The sequence below is a fragment of the Streptomyces sp. NPDC048521 genome (assembly GCF_043199855.1).
Lineage (GTDB): Bacteria > Actinomycetota > Actinomycetes > Streptomycetales > Streptomycetaceae > Streptomyces.
This window is the reverse complement of sequence record NZ_JBICWR010000019.1, coordinates 63084-77651: the sequence shown is the minus strand read 5'-3', so window position 1 is coordinate 77651 and position 14568 is coordinate 63084. Positions and strand designations below refer to the sequence as shown.

Annotated in this window: 15 protein-coding genes and 1 pseudogene; 3 read left to right on the top strand and 13 right to left on the bottom strand. The window is 72.4% G+C overall.

The genetic code is table 11. The features are described 5' to 3' along the window. Positions 1 to 19: 19 nt before the first annotated feature. Positions 20 to 382: a 5-carboxymethyl-2-hydroxymuconate Delta-isomerase gene (locus ACGFRF_RS33630; protein WP_393746506.1), complete on the top strand. Its 363-nt coding sequence runs from the start codon at positions 20 to 22 to the stop codon at positions 380 to 382. Between the two features lie 7 nt (positions 383 to 389). Here ACGFRF_RS33630 and ACGFRF_RS33625 read toward each other — a convergent pair whose 3' ends face one another. The 4 genes and pseudogenes from ACGFRF_RS33625 to ACGFRF_RS33610 all read right to left on the bottom strand — a co-directional run bounded on the left by ACGFRF_RS33625 (position 390) and on the right by ACGFRF_RS33610 (position 4251). Then, entirely contained in the window at positions 390 to 1106 is a 717-nt protein-coding gene (locus ACGFRF_RS33625; protein ID WP_393746504.1) for a TetR/AcrR family transcriptional regulator, read from the bottom strand. Between the two features lie 36 nt (positions 1107 to 1142). Then, positions 1143 to 1711 (bottom strand): annotated as a pseudogene (locus ACGFRF_RS33620) (flavin reductase family protein); the annotation flags it as partial. Between the two features lie 56 nt (positions 1712 to 1767). Beyond that, a complete protein-coding gene (locus ACGFRF_RS33615; RefSeq protein ID WP_393746502.1) occupies positions 1768 to 3678 on the bottom strand; it encodes a hypothetical protein in 1911 nt (636 codons plus the stop codon). A 48-nt stretch (positions 3679 to 3726) separates the two neighbouring features. Continuing rightward, positions 3727 to 4251, bottom strand: coding sequence for a tetratricopeptide repeat protein (locus tag ACGFRF_RS33610; protein ID WP_393746500.1), 525 nt, complete (start codon positions 4249 to 4251; stop codon positions 3727 to 3729). 136 nt (positions 4252 to 4387) lie between these two features. Here ACGFRF_RS33610 and ACGFRF_RS33605 point away from each other — a divergent pair, with 136 nt between their 5' ends. After that, complete coding sequence (locus ACGFRF_RS33605; RefSeq protein ID WP_393746498.1) at positions 4388 to 4780, top strand: hypothetical protein; 393 nt, start codon at positions 4388 to 4390, stop codon at positions 4778 to 4780. Positions 4781 to 4859: 79 nt separating this feature from the next. Here the strand turns inward: ACGFRF_RS33605 and ACGFRF_RS33600 are convergent, their stop codons facing one another. From ACGFRF_RS33600 to ACGFRF_RS33570, 7 genes are all read right to left on the bottom strand, one after another. Continuing rightward, the gene (locus ACGFRF_RS33600; RefSeq protein ID WP_393746496.1) at positions 4860 to 6416 is read right to left on the bottom strand and encodes a DUF1996 domain-containing protein; all 1557 of its coding nucleotides are present in this window, start codon (positions 6414 to 6416) and stop codon (positions 4860 to 4862) included. A 174-nt stretch (positions 6417 to 6590) separates the two neighbouring features. Continuing rightward, entirely contained in the window at positions 6591 to 7244 is a 654-nt protein-coding gene (locus ACGFRF_RS33595; protein ID WP_393746494.1) for a LuxR C-terminal-related transcriptional regulator, read from the bottom strand. Beyond that, positions 7229 to 8515 carry a sensor histidine kinase gene (locus tag ACGFRF_RS33590; RefSeq protein ID WP_393746492.1) on the bottom strand — a complete coding sequence of 429 codons (1287 nt, stop codon included), beginning with the start codon at positions 8513 to 8515 and terminating at the stop codon, positions 7229 to 7231. The genes ACGFRF_RS33595 and ACGFRF_RS33590 overlap by 16 nt, the downstream gene beginning before the upstream one ends. 31 nt (positions 8516 to 8546) lie before the next feature. After that, positions 8547 to 9593, bottom strand: a complete 1047-nt coding sequence (locus tag ACGFRF_RS33585) for an NAD-dependent epimerase/dehydratase family protein (RefSeq protein WP_393746490.1) — start codon at positions 9591 to 9593, stop codon at positions 8547 to 8549. Between the two features lie 62 nt (positions 9594 to 9655). Continuing rightward, positions 9656 to 10249: a winged helix-turn-helix domain-containing protein gene (locus ACGFRF_RS33580; protein ID WP_393746488.1), complete on the bottom strand. Its 594-nt coding sequence runs from the start codon at positions 10247 to 10249 to the stop codon at positions 9656 to 9658. Between the two features lie 457 nt (positions 10250 to 10706). Then, on the bottom strand, positions 10707 to 11738 hold the full coding sequence (gene glnII, locus ACGFRF_RS33575; protein WP_393746486.1) for a glutamine synthetase: 1032 nt from the start codon (positions 11736 to 11738) through the stop codon (positions 10707 to 10709). Between the two features lie 196 nt (positions 11739 to 11934). Then, positions 11935 to 12399: a MarR family winged helix-turn-helix transcriptional regulator gene (locus ACGFRF_RS33570; protein WP_393746484.1), complete on the bottom strand. Its 465-nt coding sequence runs from the start codon at positions 12397 to 12399 to the stop codon at positions 11935 to 11937. Positions 12400 to 12467: 68 nt separating this feature from the next. Here ACGFRF_RS33570 and ACGFRF_RS33565 point away from each other — a divergent pair, with 68 nt between their 5' ends. Further along, positions 12468 to 13355 carry an alpha/beta fold hydrolase gene (locus ACGFRF_RS33565; RefSeq protein ID WP_393746482.1) on the top strand — a complete coding sequence of 296 codons (888 nt, stop codon included), beginning with the start codon at positions 12468 to 12470 and terminating at the stop codon, positions 13353 to 13355. 3 nt (positions 13356 to 13358) lie between these two features. On the opposite strand, the gene ACGFRF_RS33560 is transcribed toward ACGFRF_RS33565, so the two are convergent. Both ACGFRF_RS33560 and ACGFRF_RS33555 read right to left on the bottom strand, forming a co-directional pair. Then, the gene (locus ACGFRF_RS33560; protein ID WP_393746481.1) at positions 13359 to 14072 is read right to left on the bottom strand and encodes a hypothetical protein; all 714 of its coding nucleotides are present in this window, start codon (positions 14070 to 14072) and stop codon (positions 13359 to 13361) included. Positions 14073 to 14191: 119 nt separating this feature from the next. Further along, positions 14192 to 14560 (bottom strand): arsenate reductase family protein, encoded by a 369-nt coding sequence (locus ACGFRF_RS33555; protein WP_393746479.1) that lies wholly within the window; start codon positions 14558 to 14560, stop codon positions 14192 to 14194. Positions 14561 to 14568: the final 8 nt, after the last annotated feature.

Genomic DNA, 14568 nt, shown 5'->3' with positions numbered 1-14568 from the left:
CCGTAGAACAGGAGTGCGCATGCCGCAGATCACCATCGACTACTCCGACACCATGGAGAGCGCCTTCGACCGGGAGGGCTTCGCCCGGGCGCTGCACGAGGCGACCGTGGAGATCGCGGCGGCGAAGCCGGAGGCCTGCAAGACGCAGTTCCGGCCGAGCGCGTACACGGTGTTCGGGTACGAGGACCCCGAGGCGCGCGGGCACGCCGTCGTGCACGTGACGATCGGGCTCCTCGCCGGACGCGGCGACGAGACGAAGGCGAGGCTGACGGAGAGGGCGCTGGAGCTGCTGCGCGCGCACGTGGCGGACGTGGCGTTCACCCTGCACGCCTCCGCCGAGATCCGCGAACTCGACCCGTCGTACCGGAAGTTCGAGCGGTAGGCGGGCTTCAGGGCGCCAGGGACATGAGCCGGCCGACCAGCTCCGCGAAGGGGCCGTCGGCCGGCTCGTCCTCGACCATCGTGCGCAGCAGGGCCGCCATGTCCTCGTCGTGGGCGGCGCTGACGGCGGCCAGCGCGGCGAAGTCGTGCACGAGCTGGACCTCCAGCTCGGCGCGCGGGACGCGCCGGCCGTCCAGCCAGAGCAGCGCCGTGGACTCGGCGAGCGAGATCCACGAGCGGACGACCAGCTCCAGACGGGCGGAGGCGTCGGTCACGCCCAGGTGCGACAGGATCTGGTCGTACGCGGCCTGCCGTACGGAGTCGATGAGCGCGTTGGTGGCCGAGACGTGGTCCTTGGCGTGGACGCCGTCCGCGGAGACCGCCGGGCCGCCGCGCATCAGCGCCGAGAAACCGGGGCCGTGCTCGTCCACGAAGTCGAAGAAGCGGCGCATCACGCGCAGCAGCCGGGCGCCGAGCGGGCCCTCGCGCGGTTCGGCGAAGCGCCCCGCGAGGTCCTCAGCGGCACGCTTCAACGCGGCTTCGTACAAGCTGAGTTTGCCGGGGAAGTAGTGGTAGACCAGGGGGCGCGAGATGCCCGCCGCCGACGCTATCTCGTCGATGGAGACCTCGTCGGGCGAGCGCCTGCTGAACAGGTCGAGGGCGACGCCGATGAGCTGCTGCCGCCGCTCCTCGACGCCCATCCTGCGGCGAACCCCGGTACTCATGCGAACACCTTACCGATCGGATCCGGCCGCCCGGGTTCACATGTCGAGCACCAAGCGATCACTCCTGGCCGCGACACGCAGATCAGCAGGGAGTCGACTCGTTCCGCGTCCGTCAGCAGCTCGTCCCGGTGGTCGATCTCGCCCTCCAGCACGTGCTGTTGGCAGGTCCCGCAGAAGCCCTGCGCGCAGGAGTAGGCGGTGTTCGGCAGCTCGCGCCGCACGGCGGCCAGCAGGGTGGAGTCGGCAGGCACCGTGAACGTCCGTCCGCTGCGCCGCAGCTCCACCTCGAACTCCGCGTTCCCGTCGGCCGCCGTACGGGGCGCGAACCGCTCGAGGTGCAGCGTGGCGCCCTCGGGCAGGCGTGCCTCGACCGCCGCCGTCAGGCCCTCGGGTCCGCAGCAGTAGACGGCCGTCCCCGCCGGCGCGTCCGCGAACAGCGCCTCCAGGTCCGGCCGTCCGTCCTCGTCCTCGGCGACCAGCGTCAGCCGGTCCCCGGCGAGCTCGTGGACCTCCTCCAAGAACGGCATCGACGCCCGCGTCCGCCCGCCGTACAGCAGCCGCCACGCGGTGCCGTCCGGCAGGGCCCGCAGCATCGGCAGGACCGGGTGAAGCTTGTTTACGTCAGTGTCAGCAAGCCGGTCCGGGCCCGCCGGTGCCGTCCCTACCGCAAGCCGCCGATCTCCCGTCCGTCCGCCAAGGTCCCCGACAAGTCGGCCCGAGCCCCTTGCCCGGCCCGGGCAGCCAGCAACCGGCCCTGCCCGGACGCGCTCACCCCACCCGTCGCCCGGATCGACGAGGTCCCCTCGCTGCCGGCCGCCAGCAGGTACCAGTTGCCGGCGCCGGACTTCCACAGCACCCCGGCCAGCACATGGGGATCGCGCGGCCCGCACGCCGGCACGTCCGTGCCCTTGGCGACGACCGCCCCGGCCGCGCCGCCCGGAGTACGGAACTGGGCCAGCGTGGCCGTACCGTCACCGCGCCAGGTCTCGGCCCGGGTGCACACCCAGTCGCCCGACCCGCTGCCGTCGGGCAGCGGCTGCCGGGCGTAGGCCCAGGCGTTGACGCTGCGGACGCCCGCCGACCGCTCGGCCGCCAGCGAGCAGGCGAACGGCGCCCACGCCCGCAGCCCCTCCGCATCGGACGCCTCTCCGGTCGAGCCGGGACGGCCGACGGTGAGATGGGCCGGGACCAGCTCGCCCAGGTCGGTGGCGAGCCGGCTGCGGGAGGCGTCGGTCAGCTGGAGCACGGTCCACGAGGTGCAGGCGCCGGGCCGCGGCGCGGGGCCGGCCAGCGGTGCGGTGACGCCGTCGGCGAGGGCCAGCGGCGTCGCCGCCGCGTCCGGCTTCAGCACATCACGCGCGGCCGCCTTCTTCACCCAAGGGGCGACCAGATAGCGGACGTTGCCGTCGGTGCGGCCCAGCACCAGCGCGCTCGCCTCGGCGCCGGTCGCGCCGTCGACGCGGGCGAAGTCGAGGGCCGCGCCCTGGGTGCCGTTCTTCGCCTCGGCGTAACGGGCGATGCGCAGGCCGTCGTAGAGGATCACCACGCGGGCGTTGTCGACCACGCCCGCGTACAGCAGCTGGGGCGGTCCGGCCGGGCCGCCGGTCTGGGTGCCGGGGGTCGCCGAGACGCGGACCGTCCCGCCGGGGCGGGCCCAGACGGCCAGGGCGCGGCGCAGCAGGGCCCGGTCGCCGGTGAGCGAGCCGCGCGCGGGCCAGACCGAGAAGTCGGTGCGCGCCGCGGACTTCCAGGCGGTGGCGGGGACGCGGGTCAGCTTGCCGGGGTCGAGGGCGGCCTCGGCGGCCGGGTTCTCGGCGTAGGCGGGCGCGGCGGCGCCGTCGGGCCCCCAGCCGCCGCCCGGCAGGGTGACCAGCGCCCCGCACACCGCGAGCGCGGCGGCCGCGGCGAGGACGGCCTTGGTGTGCCGGCGGCGCCGCATCAGGTCGGTGGGCCGGGCCTGCAGCGAGCAGGGATCGAACTCCGGGGAGGAGAGCAGCGCGGGCTGCGCGGGCACCCCGTTCGCGGCGGCCAGCGCACCGCCCGGGTCGTCGACGCCGGCGGCCTCCAGGATCGTGCGGACGTCGGCGTCGGGCAGCCCCTCCAGACCACGCAGCACATACGCGGCACGGGCCGGGCCGGACAGGGCCGACAGCCGCTGGTCCAGGGCGAGTTCGTCGGCGCCGCCCGAGCGGGGGAACAGCCGCAGCCCCCACACCTGGGGCAGCAGCGGCGGCAGCTGGGAGAGCCGGGGCAGGCCCGTGCGGGGGCGGGCCGCCTCCAGGGCCGCACCGAGGACGCGCTCGCGGAGGTAGGCGTACCCGGGGTCGCCCTCCCGGCCCGAGGGCTGGGCCGGGAGCACGGAGGGCTGCTTGCGGCCCCGCGGCAGGGCGCGCTGGGTGAGGGCGTGTGCGGTCAGCACCCGGCGGCTGCGGCCGAGGCCCGGCGGCAGTACCAGGTAGGCGATCCGGACCAGTCGGGGATAGTGCTCGACGAGCGCGGCCTCGGCCTGCTCGACGTCGACCGGTCCGGCGGGGGCGGGTGCGTGACGCTGGGCTACATCCTGTGACTGCACGTCCGGGAGAACGAGCGAACCGGTGGGAGGTCACCACCGGATGGGTGGTTACGCCTTCGGCTCCGCATCCGGATTGGCCTCCGGTTCGACCAGTGCGCGCGCGTAGTTGGCCATCGACCGCTGGTAACGCGGCAGATGGGGAGCCAGGGCGCCGAGGACGAGGGACAGGCCCTCGCGGTCGCGGCCGAGGCTGGACAGGCACAGCGCGAGGGTCGCCCGGACGGCGTCGTCCAACTCGTCGGAGGGGGCGTCCAGTTCGGGCGTGAGCAGCTTCACGCCCTCCTCGGCCTGCCCGATGTTGCGGAGCGAACTCGACAACTGGATCCTGGCCCGCCGCCCCCGGTAACCACCGAGTCCCCGCGCGAGCGCCTCCCGGTAGAGCGGCACCGCCCGGTCCGAGTGCCCGGTCGAGTCCCAGGCGCAGGCCCGCTCGAAGGGACCCAGCGGGCTGTCGTCCGGCAGCTCGGCGACGAGCGCGTCGATCACCGCGCGGAACTCGTGCGCGCGCTCTTCCGGATAGTCGTCGAAGGAGGCCCAGGCGGCGGCCACGCGGTCTTCCCAGTTCTGGTTCACCAGGTCAGCTTCGCACGCGTGTGCGTGTCCGGTCAGCGGATTTGAGCGCGGCGCGCACGGGAGCCGTATCCGTTGGACGGGGTCCCGTGCCGGGGCTCCACGCGGCATGCTTGGCCCACCAGGACCGGAGGAACAGATGAGGTTGACAGGACCGCTGCTCGGCGCCGCGGCCGTACTGGCGCTGGCGGGCTGCAGCTCGGGCGGGCACACCGAGGCGGTGCCGCCCACCGCGACGGGCAGCCTGGAGAGCCTTGCGGCCGAGGTGAAGTGCAAGCCGAACATGCAGACCGACGCCGACGAGATCCGCCAGGCCATCTGCAAGAACGGCGACGGCAGGTTCATCCTCGCCACCTTCGCCACCGACCGCGGCCAGCGCGAGTGGATCAACGACGCGAAGGACTACGGCGGTCACTACCTCGTCGGCCGCAAGTGGGTGGCCGTCGGCGACGACGGTGTGGTCGAGGCGCTGCGCGGCACACTCGGCGGCGATGTGGAGACCGGCGTCGACCATCACGCGCACAGCGGCTGACGCGCTCGTACCCACGGCGAAGGCCGGTGACGGGAGGGGGGTCCGTCACCGGCCTTCTGTCATGCGCCCACTGCGGGGGTCAGGAGCAGTTCTGACCTCGGTTGATGCAGTTGGCGATCTTGTTGGCCAGGCCGTTGCGCGTGACGCTGATGAAGTCGTCGTGGTCCGTGGCCGCCTTGTGCAGCTGCTCGGGGAAGCCGTCCACCGCGTAGGCGTTCTTCACCTGGCCGTTCTCGATGGTCGGCGGGGTGATGTCGTACACCAGGCGCATCGTCAGCTGCGGGATCGCCTTGAAGCCGTTCCCGCAGACGCCGCTCGCGGGGTCGGCGAACGCGACGTGCGTGCGGTGGTTGGCGCTGTCGGCGTTCTGCCCGTCCCAGCAGTTCTGGAAGGCGAACGTGCGCACCACCTTGCTGCCCTGCGGGCAGATCGGGTACTGCGTCGTCAGCTGGACCTTGTTCTCGAAGCCGGTGCAGCTCCAGTGCGCGTTGGCGTTCGCCAGACCGTTGGTGGTGGTCTTGGCGTCACCGGTGATGATGCGCAGGAACTGCGGCATGGCGACGACCTTGCTCGCCGGGTTGCCCACGTACTTGATCTGGGCCTGCACCGGGGTCAGGATCTTGCCGACGTTGCCTTCCTTGCCGCCGCCGTCCTTGTTCTGGTCGAAGTCCTGGGTACCGTCCTGGACACGGACCACCGGCCAGTAGTACGACGACAGGTCGTTCCGGTTCTGGCAGCTGGTGCCGCCCTGCAGGAACGTGTTGTTGCTGGAGAACGCGTTGACCTTCTGGTTGCCGACGTAGTCGTGCAGGTGGTGGGCGCCGTTGGTCACACCGGGTGCCACGATCACGTTGTCGGTGTTGAAGTTCTTGTTCGCGTTCACCCCGCAGCGCGTGGTGAACGTGCCCTTCGAGGCGTTGCCGGTCCTGGCCGGCTTGCCCTGGACGTTCGGTGCGACCTTCGTGATGTCGACGAAGTCCGCCGCGACCGGACCGTTGCCGGCCTGCCCGCCGATGTTCTGCTGCTGACCGGCGCCGCCCTGCTGGCCGTTGCCGCCCTGCTGCTGACCGCCGCCCTGCTGCTGACCGCCGTTCTGCTGCTGACCGCCGTTCTGTTGCTGTCCGCCGTCCTGTTGCTGTCCGCCGGCGGTGGTCTGGTTGGCGGTCTGCGTCGTGCAGGCGGCGAGCTGCTTCAACGCGTTGTCGAAGGTGCCGCCGACGCGCTGGATGTCGATGCGGATCCGGTCGATCGTCGCGGCACGCTTCTCCTTGAGGGGACCGACGATCGCGTTCTGCACGAAGCTCGCGTCGTTCGTCTGCGACTGCCGGGTGGAAGCGAGCCGGGCGTAGGCCTCGGTGATCTGCTTGTCGAGGTTCGCCAGCTCCGTCGCCACGCCCTGACGGGCCGCGTTCGGCACGTTCGTCAGCTTCTGGCCGACGTCCGGGCAGGAGATCGTCGCGACCTGAGCCGTCGCGGCCTTCGTCTGGTTGCCTCCCCACGTCTGGTGGTTCGACTCGTGCGCCGAGGCGTAGAAGTTCGCCCAGATCAGCCCGCCCCCACCGAGCGCTAGGGCCGCCGATGCGGCTATGGCCTTGGTGGCCAGCGGCGTACGGCGTTTTCGTGTGTTGCGTCCCATGGAACTCCTCTGACTTCCTTGCGGGGCAGCATCGAGGCGCCCGACAGGAGTGAAGCGGCGTCCTTCCATACGGACGCCGCCCCGGAGGTGTTCAGCGGTCTCACGAATTCGTCCCGGGCCCACCGCGTCACGTCAGCCCCAACAGCCGCTTGAGCAGCGGAAGTTCGGCGGAACTCAGCGATCGTGGTCGAGGTGGGCGAGCACGGCCAGAACGCGCCGGTTGTCGTCGTCCGACACCTCAAGACCCAGTTTGGTGAAGATGTTGGAGGTGTGCTTGGCGATGGCCCGTTCCGTCACCACGAGCTGCGCCGCGATGCCGGCGTTCGACCGGCCCTGCGCCATCAGTTCCAGCACCTCCCGCTCGCGCGGGGTGAGACGGCCGAGCGGCCGGTCCTCGCCCGCCCGCCGGGACAGCAGCTGCTGGATCACCTGCGGGTCCATCGCCGTACCGCCCGCGGCCACCCGTCGTACGGCGTCCACGAACTGTTCGGCGTCGAAGACCCGGTCCTTCAGCAGATAGCCGATCCCGCCGTTGCCGTCGGCGAGCAGCTCGCGCGCGTACAGCTGCTCCACGTGCTGGGACAGGACCAGCACCGGCAGCCCGGGCCGCTCCCGGCGGGCCGCGAGCGCGCACTGCAAGCCCTCGTCGGTGTGCGTGGGCGGCAGGCGGACGTCGACCACGGCGACGTCCGGCCGCTCCTCGGCCAGCGCGCGGGTGAGTTCGGGCCCGGACTCGACGGCGGCCGCGATCTCGAAGCCGTAGGCCTCCAGCATCCGGACCAGACCGTCCCGCAGCAGGAAGAGGTCTTCGGCTAGGACAACACGCACGGCATCTCCAGGGTCACCATGGTGGGGCCGCCGGCGGGACTGCTGACGGCCAGGACGCCGTCGAATGTAGCGAGCCGCCGCTCGACCCCGGCGAGGCCCGAGCCGGCCGTGATCGCCGCGCCGCCCCTGCCGTTGTCGGTGACCGTGATCCGCAGCGTGCCGTCGGTGTGGTGCACGTCGACCCAGACCCGGTCGGCGCCGGAGTGCTTGACGGCGTTGGTGAGCAGCTCGCTGACCGCGAAGTAGGCGGCCGACTCCACCGGCGCGTCCGCCCGCCCGGGCAGCTCCACGGTCACCTCCGTGGGCAGCGGCAGCCGCAGCGCCAGCGCCCGTACCGCATCGCCCAGTCCGCGTTCGGCGAGGACCGGCGGATGGATGCCGCGCACCAGGTCGCGCAGTTCCTCCAGGGCCTCGGCGGAGTTCCGGCGGGCCTGGGCGAGCAGCCTCTTCGCCTGGGCCGGGTCCCGTTCGACCAGCATCTCGATGGTGCCGAGGTCCATGCCCATGGCGACGAGCCGGGCCTGGGCGCCGTCGTGCAGGTCCCGCTCGATTCGGCGCAGTTCGGCTGCCGAGGTGTCCACCGCGTCCCGCCGGGTCTCGGTCAGCACCCGTACCCGCTCGGCGAGTTCACCGTGCTCGCCGCCGAGCACGGCCCGGGTGAGCTGGAAGTGCGCGGTGAGCAGCCGTGGGGTGAAGCGGTAGGCGACGACGAGGAGCACGGCTGCGAGAACGGCGGCCGCGAAGGCCGTCGCCTGTCCGCTGACCGGGACGAAGCCGTACCAGTACGGCCCGTACGTCCCGTACGGGCCACCGGTCATGGTCCGCCACAGCCCGGCCGCCAGCGCGAAGCCCTCGAAAGGGTAGAGCAGCAGCACGGCCGGGAGCAGTGCGGTGACGAACCCGGCCGTCATGTCGACCAGCAGCCACCGCACGTCCCGCCAGGTCGCGGGGTCGCCCAGCATCAGGACGGTGCGGGTCCAGGGGTTGGCGCCCTCCGGGACCGGCCGGTAGGCCGATCGGATCGGGACCCCGCACCACTCGGCCGCGAGCCGCCGCCGCGTGTCCGCGAAGTCCCGTACCCCGCCCAGGATCCCGGGGGTCGTGAGGATGCCGAGGCCGAGCGGGATGAGCGCGACGGACACGAGGGTCAGCGTGAAGCACAGTACGGCGATGGGCAGCATCGCCAGCGCCAGCACGAGCCCCCGTACGGCGGCGAGTACGACCTCCCGTACGCGGGCCCGGACGCTGTCGCTGCTGGTGTCGGTGTTCATGGTGTCAGTCTCACCGACCCCCGCGCGCGGGTCAGTCGTCCGGGGCCCCCTCTTCGGGGGTGGTGCCAGGTACACCCCCTGCTCCGGCCAGCACCTTCGCCTCCACCTCGGGGTCGACGCCCTTCACCGTGCGGTCGGGCCGCTGCGGCGCGACGCCGCCGATCTCCGTCAGCCACCGCCAGGTGTCGGCGACGGTCTCACCGGCCGGCCGGCACACCAGCCCGGTGGCCACCGCCCGGGACACGTCCGCCCGGTGCACGGCGTCGTACATCTCGCCGCCCGGCGGAACCCACACCGGCAGCTGGGTCCACGGCTCGATCCCGGCGTCCAGGATCACCGCCGGGTCGGTCCAGCGCAGCTCGGCCCGCGCGCCGGTGGCCCGGACACAGGCGCGCAGCAGTTCGCCCATGGTGGTGTGGCCGGGCGGGCTCACCAGGTTGTAGGGCCCGCTCAGCTCCTTCTCCACCGCGCCGGCGACCCAGTCGGCGAGGTCGCGCACGTCGATGTACTGGAGCGGCAGATCCTGGGGTCCGGGGGCGAGGACCGGGCCGCCCCCGGCGATCCGGGTCAGCCACCAGGGCAGCCGGCCGACGTTCTCGTACGGGCCGAGGATCAGCCCGGCCCGGACCAGCAGCGAGGCCGCCGCGCCGAAGACCTCCAGGGCGGCCAGCTCGCCACCCCGCTTGTCCCGCGGGTAGTCGGTCGCCCCGGCGCCGGCCGCGGCACCCTCGACCGGCGGAGCGTCCTCGCCGGCCCCGGGAGGCCAGGGCCAGGCGTACACGGACCGGCTGGAGACGTACACGTACCGCCCGGCACGGCCCCGCAGCAGCCGGGCCGCGTCCAGCACCGCGCGCGGCGCCGCCGACCAGGTGTCGACGACGGCGTCCCAGGTGCCGTCGTCGGCGGCGAGGGCGGCGAGGCCGTCGGGATCGGTCCGGTCACCGTGCAGGGACCGTACGCCGGAGGGAGGTCGGTGCCGTCCCCGGTGGAAGACGGTCACCTCCCAGCCGCGCCGCAGCGCGGCCTCCACGACGGCCCGCCCCACGAACTCCGTACCACCCAGCACAAGAAGTCTCATGCCGGTGATCGTGCCCGCTCGCGGCGCGGACCGGTGCGGGAATCTGCCGAGGGCAGAGCCGGTCAGCGGCCGGTCGGCGGCGCGTACTTGTAGCCGACCCGGCGCACCGTCTGGATCGCCTGGCGGTGCTGTGCGCCCAGCTTGCGGCGCAGCCGGGCGATGTGCACGTCGACGGTGCGGCCGTCGCCGACGTGGCCGTAGCCCCACACCGTGGTGACCAGCTGGTCGCGGGTGTGCACCCGGTGCGGGTGCGCCACCAGGTGCGCGAGCAGCTCGAACTCCAGGTAGGTCAGGTCGAGTTCACGGCCGTCGACACCGGCGGTGCGCCGCACGGGGTCGATCCGCACCAGCGGCTCGGTGCCCGCCTCCGGCTCGGCCTGCGCGGCCTCGGCCAGGTGGGGCTGCTCCGGCACCGCGACCGGCAGGAACGGCGGCCGCTGGTCGGCCGGGACCAGCACCAGGTAGCCGACCATCGGCGGCTGACCGGGCAGGGTGGGCAGGGCGTGCTGCGGCGCGGGCAGCCAGGTGGCGCCCGGGGGCAGGAAGTCCGCGACGTCGACCACCTCGTCCCGGTCGACGGCGCGCAGCCGGTGCCGGGTGCCGTTCGCGGCGGGGGCGGTCAGGGTGGCGGTGGAGACGGAACGAGTGGTCGCCATGAGAGGTCAGCTCTTTCGCGCGAGGAGTTCGTCGGGAGGAGCGACGGCCGCGATTCGTGGTCGGGCGCGCCGAGGGGACGTACGTCGTTTCGCGCTGGCCGAAGGCCGGGGGTCACGGCTTTAGAGGGCCCGCGCGTTCATCGCGCGGCAACACACCCGGTCGAAGTCGTGGTGCTGACGGGAAGGCCAGAAGGGCTCGAGGTCATGGCGACCCGTCGCGGTGCACTTCTGGAAACTGGCCATGCGCCCATTGAAGCAGACGAGTCCACCGGACAGGACCCTCCTCTCACTGCTTGGACGCTTCCTTGGCGTGAAGTTGACGCTGCGTGTGGCCGCGGGGCGACCGTACGGCCGCCGACCAGCGGGTTCCGCACGGCTCACGTGTCCGAAACGCCGTCTCGGCATACGGAAGGGGGGCGCCCGCCGATGTGGCGGGCGCCCCCTTCGCGGAGTCGGGTCAGACCTGGCCGGCCTTCTCCAGGGCGGTGCAGCAGGTGTCCACCAGCAGGCGGGTCACCAGGTACGGGTCGACGTTGGCGTTCGGGCGGCGGTCCTCGATGTAGCCCTTGCCGTCCTTCTCGACCTGCCACGGGATGCGGACGGAGGCGCCGCGGTCGGACACGCCGTAGGAGAACTTGTCCCACGGGGCGGTCTCGTGCAGGCCCGTCAGACGCTCGTCGATGCCGGCGCCGTAGTTCTTGACGTGGTCCAGCGGCTTGGAGCCCTCGCCGAGCGACTCGCACGCGGTGATGATCGCGTCGTAGCCCTCACGCATGGCCTTGGTGGAGAAGTTGGTGTGCGCGCCCGCGCCGTTCCAGTCGCCCTTGACCGGCTTCGGGTCGAGGGTCGCGGAGATGCCGAAGTCCTCGGCGGTGCGGTACAGCAGCCAGCGGGCCACCCACAGCTGGTCGGAGACCTCCAGCGGGGCCAGCGGGCCGACCTGGAACTCCCACTGGCCCGGCATGACCTCGGCGTTGATGCCGGAGATCCCGAGTCCCGCCTTCAGGCAGTTCTCCAGGTGCGCCTCGACGATCTCGCGGCCGAAGATCTCGTCGGCGCCGACACCGCAGTAGTAGCCGCCCTGCGGGGCCGGGAAGCCGCCCTCGGGGAAGCCCAGCGGGCGGGAGCCGTCGAAGAAGGTGTACTCCTGCTCGATGCCGAAGATCGGCTCCTGCGCGGCGAACTTCTCGGCGACCTCGGCCAGCGCTGCCCGCGTGTTGGACGGGTGAGGGGTCATGTCCGTGTCCAGGACCTCGCACAGCACCAGGACGTCGTCGCCGCCGCGGATCGGGTCCGGGCAGGTGAAGACCGGCTTGAGCACGCAGTCCGAGGAGTGCCCCTCGGCCTGGTTGGTGGAGGAGCCGTCGAAGCCCCAGATCGGCAGCGCGTCGAGACCGGCCGGGGCACCCGTGATGATCTTCGTCTTGGAACGCAGCTTGGCCGTCGGCGCGGTGCCGTCGATCCAGATGTACTCAGCCTTGAAGGTCACGGGGCCACATCCTTCGGGGGTGGTTTCGGCGCACTCGGGGTGCTGCGGCGCTGCGGCACTTTGGCGCCGCTCGATCTGCCGGGCAGCTTGTCAACAGGCGGTTTCCCGTCCATTGCTCATATGTGAACCCCGTGTTACCTGGTCGTTCTGTGGCCGGGCTCACCTTGTGAGGTCACCGAGCGCGGAGTACGACAGCTCACTCCGCCCCTGCCGCGGCCTCCCGCACCCCGTGCAGGAAGCCCCGGACAGCGGCCAGCTGGTGCTCGTCGTAACCGCGCAGCAGCTCCACCGAGCGCTCGATCAGCGGGCCGAAGAACGCCCAGCCGAGCTCCACGGCGCGGTCCTGAACCTCCACGACGACCTTCCGCCGGTCCTGGGCGCCGCGTACCCGGCGCACCTGCCCGGCCCGCTCCAGCCGGTCGACGAGCGCGGTCGTACCCGCCGAATTCAGCCCGAGCACGGCCCCGAGCCGCCCGGCGCTCATCTCCTCACCCGCCCGCCGGGCGTCCATCAGCGCGATCAGGGCGCGCACGTCCGTCGGGTGCATGCCGTGGCGCTGTGCGAACCGGGCGCTGTGCAGGCCGAGTTCCACGGTGACGGCCCGCAGCAGATGGACGATCTCCAGCTCGGGCGCCGGGGCGGGGTCGGGCGGGGTGGACATGAGGGCCCTCCGGGATACTATCTCGCTCAGCGAATATCTTGCTGAACGAGATAATAGGGGGCGGTTCCATGACCGGATACGACCGCGACGCGTTCCGGGTTGCGTACGACAAGGTCATGGCGAAGTGGCCGGGCGACCGGGAGACCCGCACCGTGCCCACACCCTTCGGCGAGACCCGCGTCCACGCCTGCGGTCCCCGCGACGCGCCCCCGCTGCTCCTGCTCCCGGGCGGCGGCGGAGCCACCTCCGCCTCCTGGTACGCCCAGGCCGCCGCCCTCTCCCGCCTCCGCCGCGTCCACGCCGTCGACCTGATCGGCGCCCCGGGCCTGAACGCACCGGCCGGCGACCGCCACCCCCGTACGGTCGCCGACCTGGCCGACTGGCTGGACGCCGTCCTGGACGGTCTCGGGATCACCACGGCCGACGTGGGCGGCCACTCCTACGGCGGCTGGATCGCTCTGCACCACGCCCTGCGCAACCCCGGCCGGGTACGCCGCCTGTTCCTCCTGGACCCGACCCAGTGCTTCGCCGGATTCCAAGCGGCGTACCTGCTCCACGCCCTGCCGATGCTGCTGCGCCCCACGCCCCGCCGCGTCCGCGCGTTCCTCGCCTGGGAGACCGGGGTGAGGGCCGGTTCGGCGAAGCCGGGAGTGGGGGAGGCCCTGGACCCCGACTGGCTGCACCTCCAGGAGGCCGCCGCCGGTTTCCCGGCCACGCGGCCGGTGACCGGCCCGCGCCCGGCGCCGGACGCACTGCGCGCCCTGCGGGTGCCGGTCCTGCTGCTCGTGGCCGCGAACAGCAGGACCCATGACCCCACCATGGTGGCGAACCGGGCCCGCGCGACGCTGCCGTGCGTGGAGACGGCCGTACTGCCGGGCGTCTCCCATCACGCGCTGCCGCAGGCGGCACCGCCCGAGCTGACCCGCCACCTCATCGATTTCCTGTCCGGTTCCTGAGCCTCACCCCACCTTCTCGATCACCGCACGGCGGATGAGGAACTTGCCGGGCTCCCTGACCTGTTCGAAGGCCGCGTTGTTGAGCAGGACGCAACTGCCGGAGACCGAGGTGACCTTCACGGTCGTCGACTTGTTGTTGTCCAGGTTGGTGACCTTCAGGGTCGTCCCGGCCGGGAACTGGTTGCTGGACGCGGCCGGGGCGCCGCCCTCGCCGGAGAGGGTCACCGTGGAGCCGTTGCACACCTGCTGGCCGGAGGCCGCGGCGCCGCCGTTGTCGCCCGCGGCACCGGTCTGTGCGGGCTGGGCGGTCTCCTGGGCGCCCCCGGCCTGCCGGCCGCCCTGCTGCGCCCCGTCCTGCTGACCCGCGTCGCCCTGCGCCGCCTGGGAGCCCTGAGCCGACTCCCCAACGGTGCAACCGGACGCCTTCTGCTGGACCTTGATCTGCTCGATGACCGCCTGGCGGTTGGCGATCCGGGCCGTCGACTGCGCGTCCGGGTTCGCCTTCTGGCCCTCGATGAACTTCTCGTTGTTGCCGAGGGCCGTGGCCAGCCCCTGGCAGACGGTCGAGTCACCGGCGGACAGCGTCTTCGCGTTCTGCGGACTCTGCGCGGCGTTCGAGGTGGCGGCCAGCGCGAAGGCCCCGCCGCCCGCCACCGCCGCGGCACTGACGAGCAGCGCGAGCTTCTTCTTCGTGCTGAGCGTTCGCCTACGCGACATGCGCGCCTCCTGAAGAGGTAGGGGAGCGTACGCCGCTATGTACGAGATACCGAACGGGGTTACTCAGCGGTTCTTGGAGTCATCGAAGTAACCTCGGTCACAGTGGAGTTGGCGTCCGCTCAGCCCTTGCTGTGCGAGAGGGCCTCCCGCACGGCCTCCTCGGAGCGGGCCACCAGGGCCGTTCCGTCGTCGGCGGTGATGATCGGGCGCTGGATGAGCTTGGGGTGCTCGGCGAGCGCGGTGATCCACCGGTCCCGCGCGCTCTCGTCCCGCGCCCAGTCCCCGAGCCCCAGCTCCTTGGCGACCGCCTCCTGGGTGCGGGTGATGTCCCACGGCTCGAGGCCCAGCCGCTCGAGCACGGCCCTGATCTCGTCCTCGCTCGGCACGTCCTCCAGATACCGGCGGACGGTGTACTCGGCCCCCTCGGCATCGAGCAGGCTGATCGCGCTACGGCACTTGGAGCAGGCCGGATTGATCCAGATTTCCATGCGGCACA

What these genes read in the sequence shown, in the direction of transcription:
- ACGFRF_RS33630 (WP_393746506.1), top strand. Translation starts at nt 20, where the DNA reads ATGCCGCAGATCACCATCGACTACTCCGACACCATGGAGAGCGCCTTC.
- ACGFRF_RS33625 (WP_393746504.1), bottom strand. Translation starts at nt 1,106, where the DNA reads ATGAGTACCGGGGTTCGCCGCAGGATGGGCGTCGAGGAGCGGCGGCAG.
- ACGFRF_RS33605 (WP_393746498.1), top strand. Translation starts at nt 4,388, where the DNA reads ATGAGGTTGACAGGACCGCTGCTCGGCGCCGCGGCCGTACTGGCGCTG.
- ACGFRF_RS33600 (WP_393746496.1), bottom strand. Translation starts at nt 6,416, where the DNA reads ATGGGACGCAACACACGAAAACGCCGTACGCCGCTGGCCACCAAGGCC.
- ACGFRF_RS33590 (WP_393746492.1), bottom strand. Translation starts at nt 8,515, where the DNA reads ATGAACACCGACACCAGCAGCGACAGCGTCCGGGCCCGCGTACGGGAG.
- ACGFRF_RS33585 (WP_393746490.1), bottom strand. Translation starts at nt 9,593, where the DNA reads ATGAGACTTCTTGTGCTGGGTGGTACGGAGTTCGTGGGGCGGGCCGTC.
- ACGFRF_RS33580 (WP_393746488.1), bottom strand. Translation starts at nt 10,249, where the DNA reads ATGGCGACCACTCGTTCCGTCTCCACCGCCACCCTGACCGCCCCCGCC.
- ACGFRF_RS33570 (WP_393746484.1), bottom strand. Translation starts at nt 12,399, where the DNA reads ATGTCCACCCCGCCCGACCCCGCCCCGGCGCCCGAGCTGGAGATCGTC.
- ACGFRF_RS33565 (WP_393746482.1), top strand. Translation starts at nt 12,468, where the DNA reads ATGACCGGATACGACCGCGACGCGTTCCGGGTTGCGTACGACAAGGTC.
- ACGFRF_RS33560 (WP_393746481.1), bottom strand. Translation starts at nt 14,072, where the DNA reads ATGTCGCGTAGGCGAACGCTCAGCACGAAGAAGAAGCTCGCGCTGCTC.
- ACGFRF_RS33555 (WP_393746479.1), bottom strand. Translation starts at nt 14,560, where the DNA reads ATGGAAATCTGGATCAATCCGGCCTGCTCCAAGTGCCGTAGCGCGATC.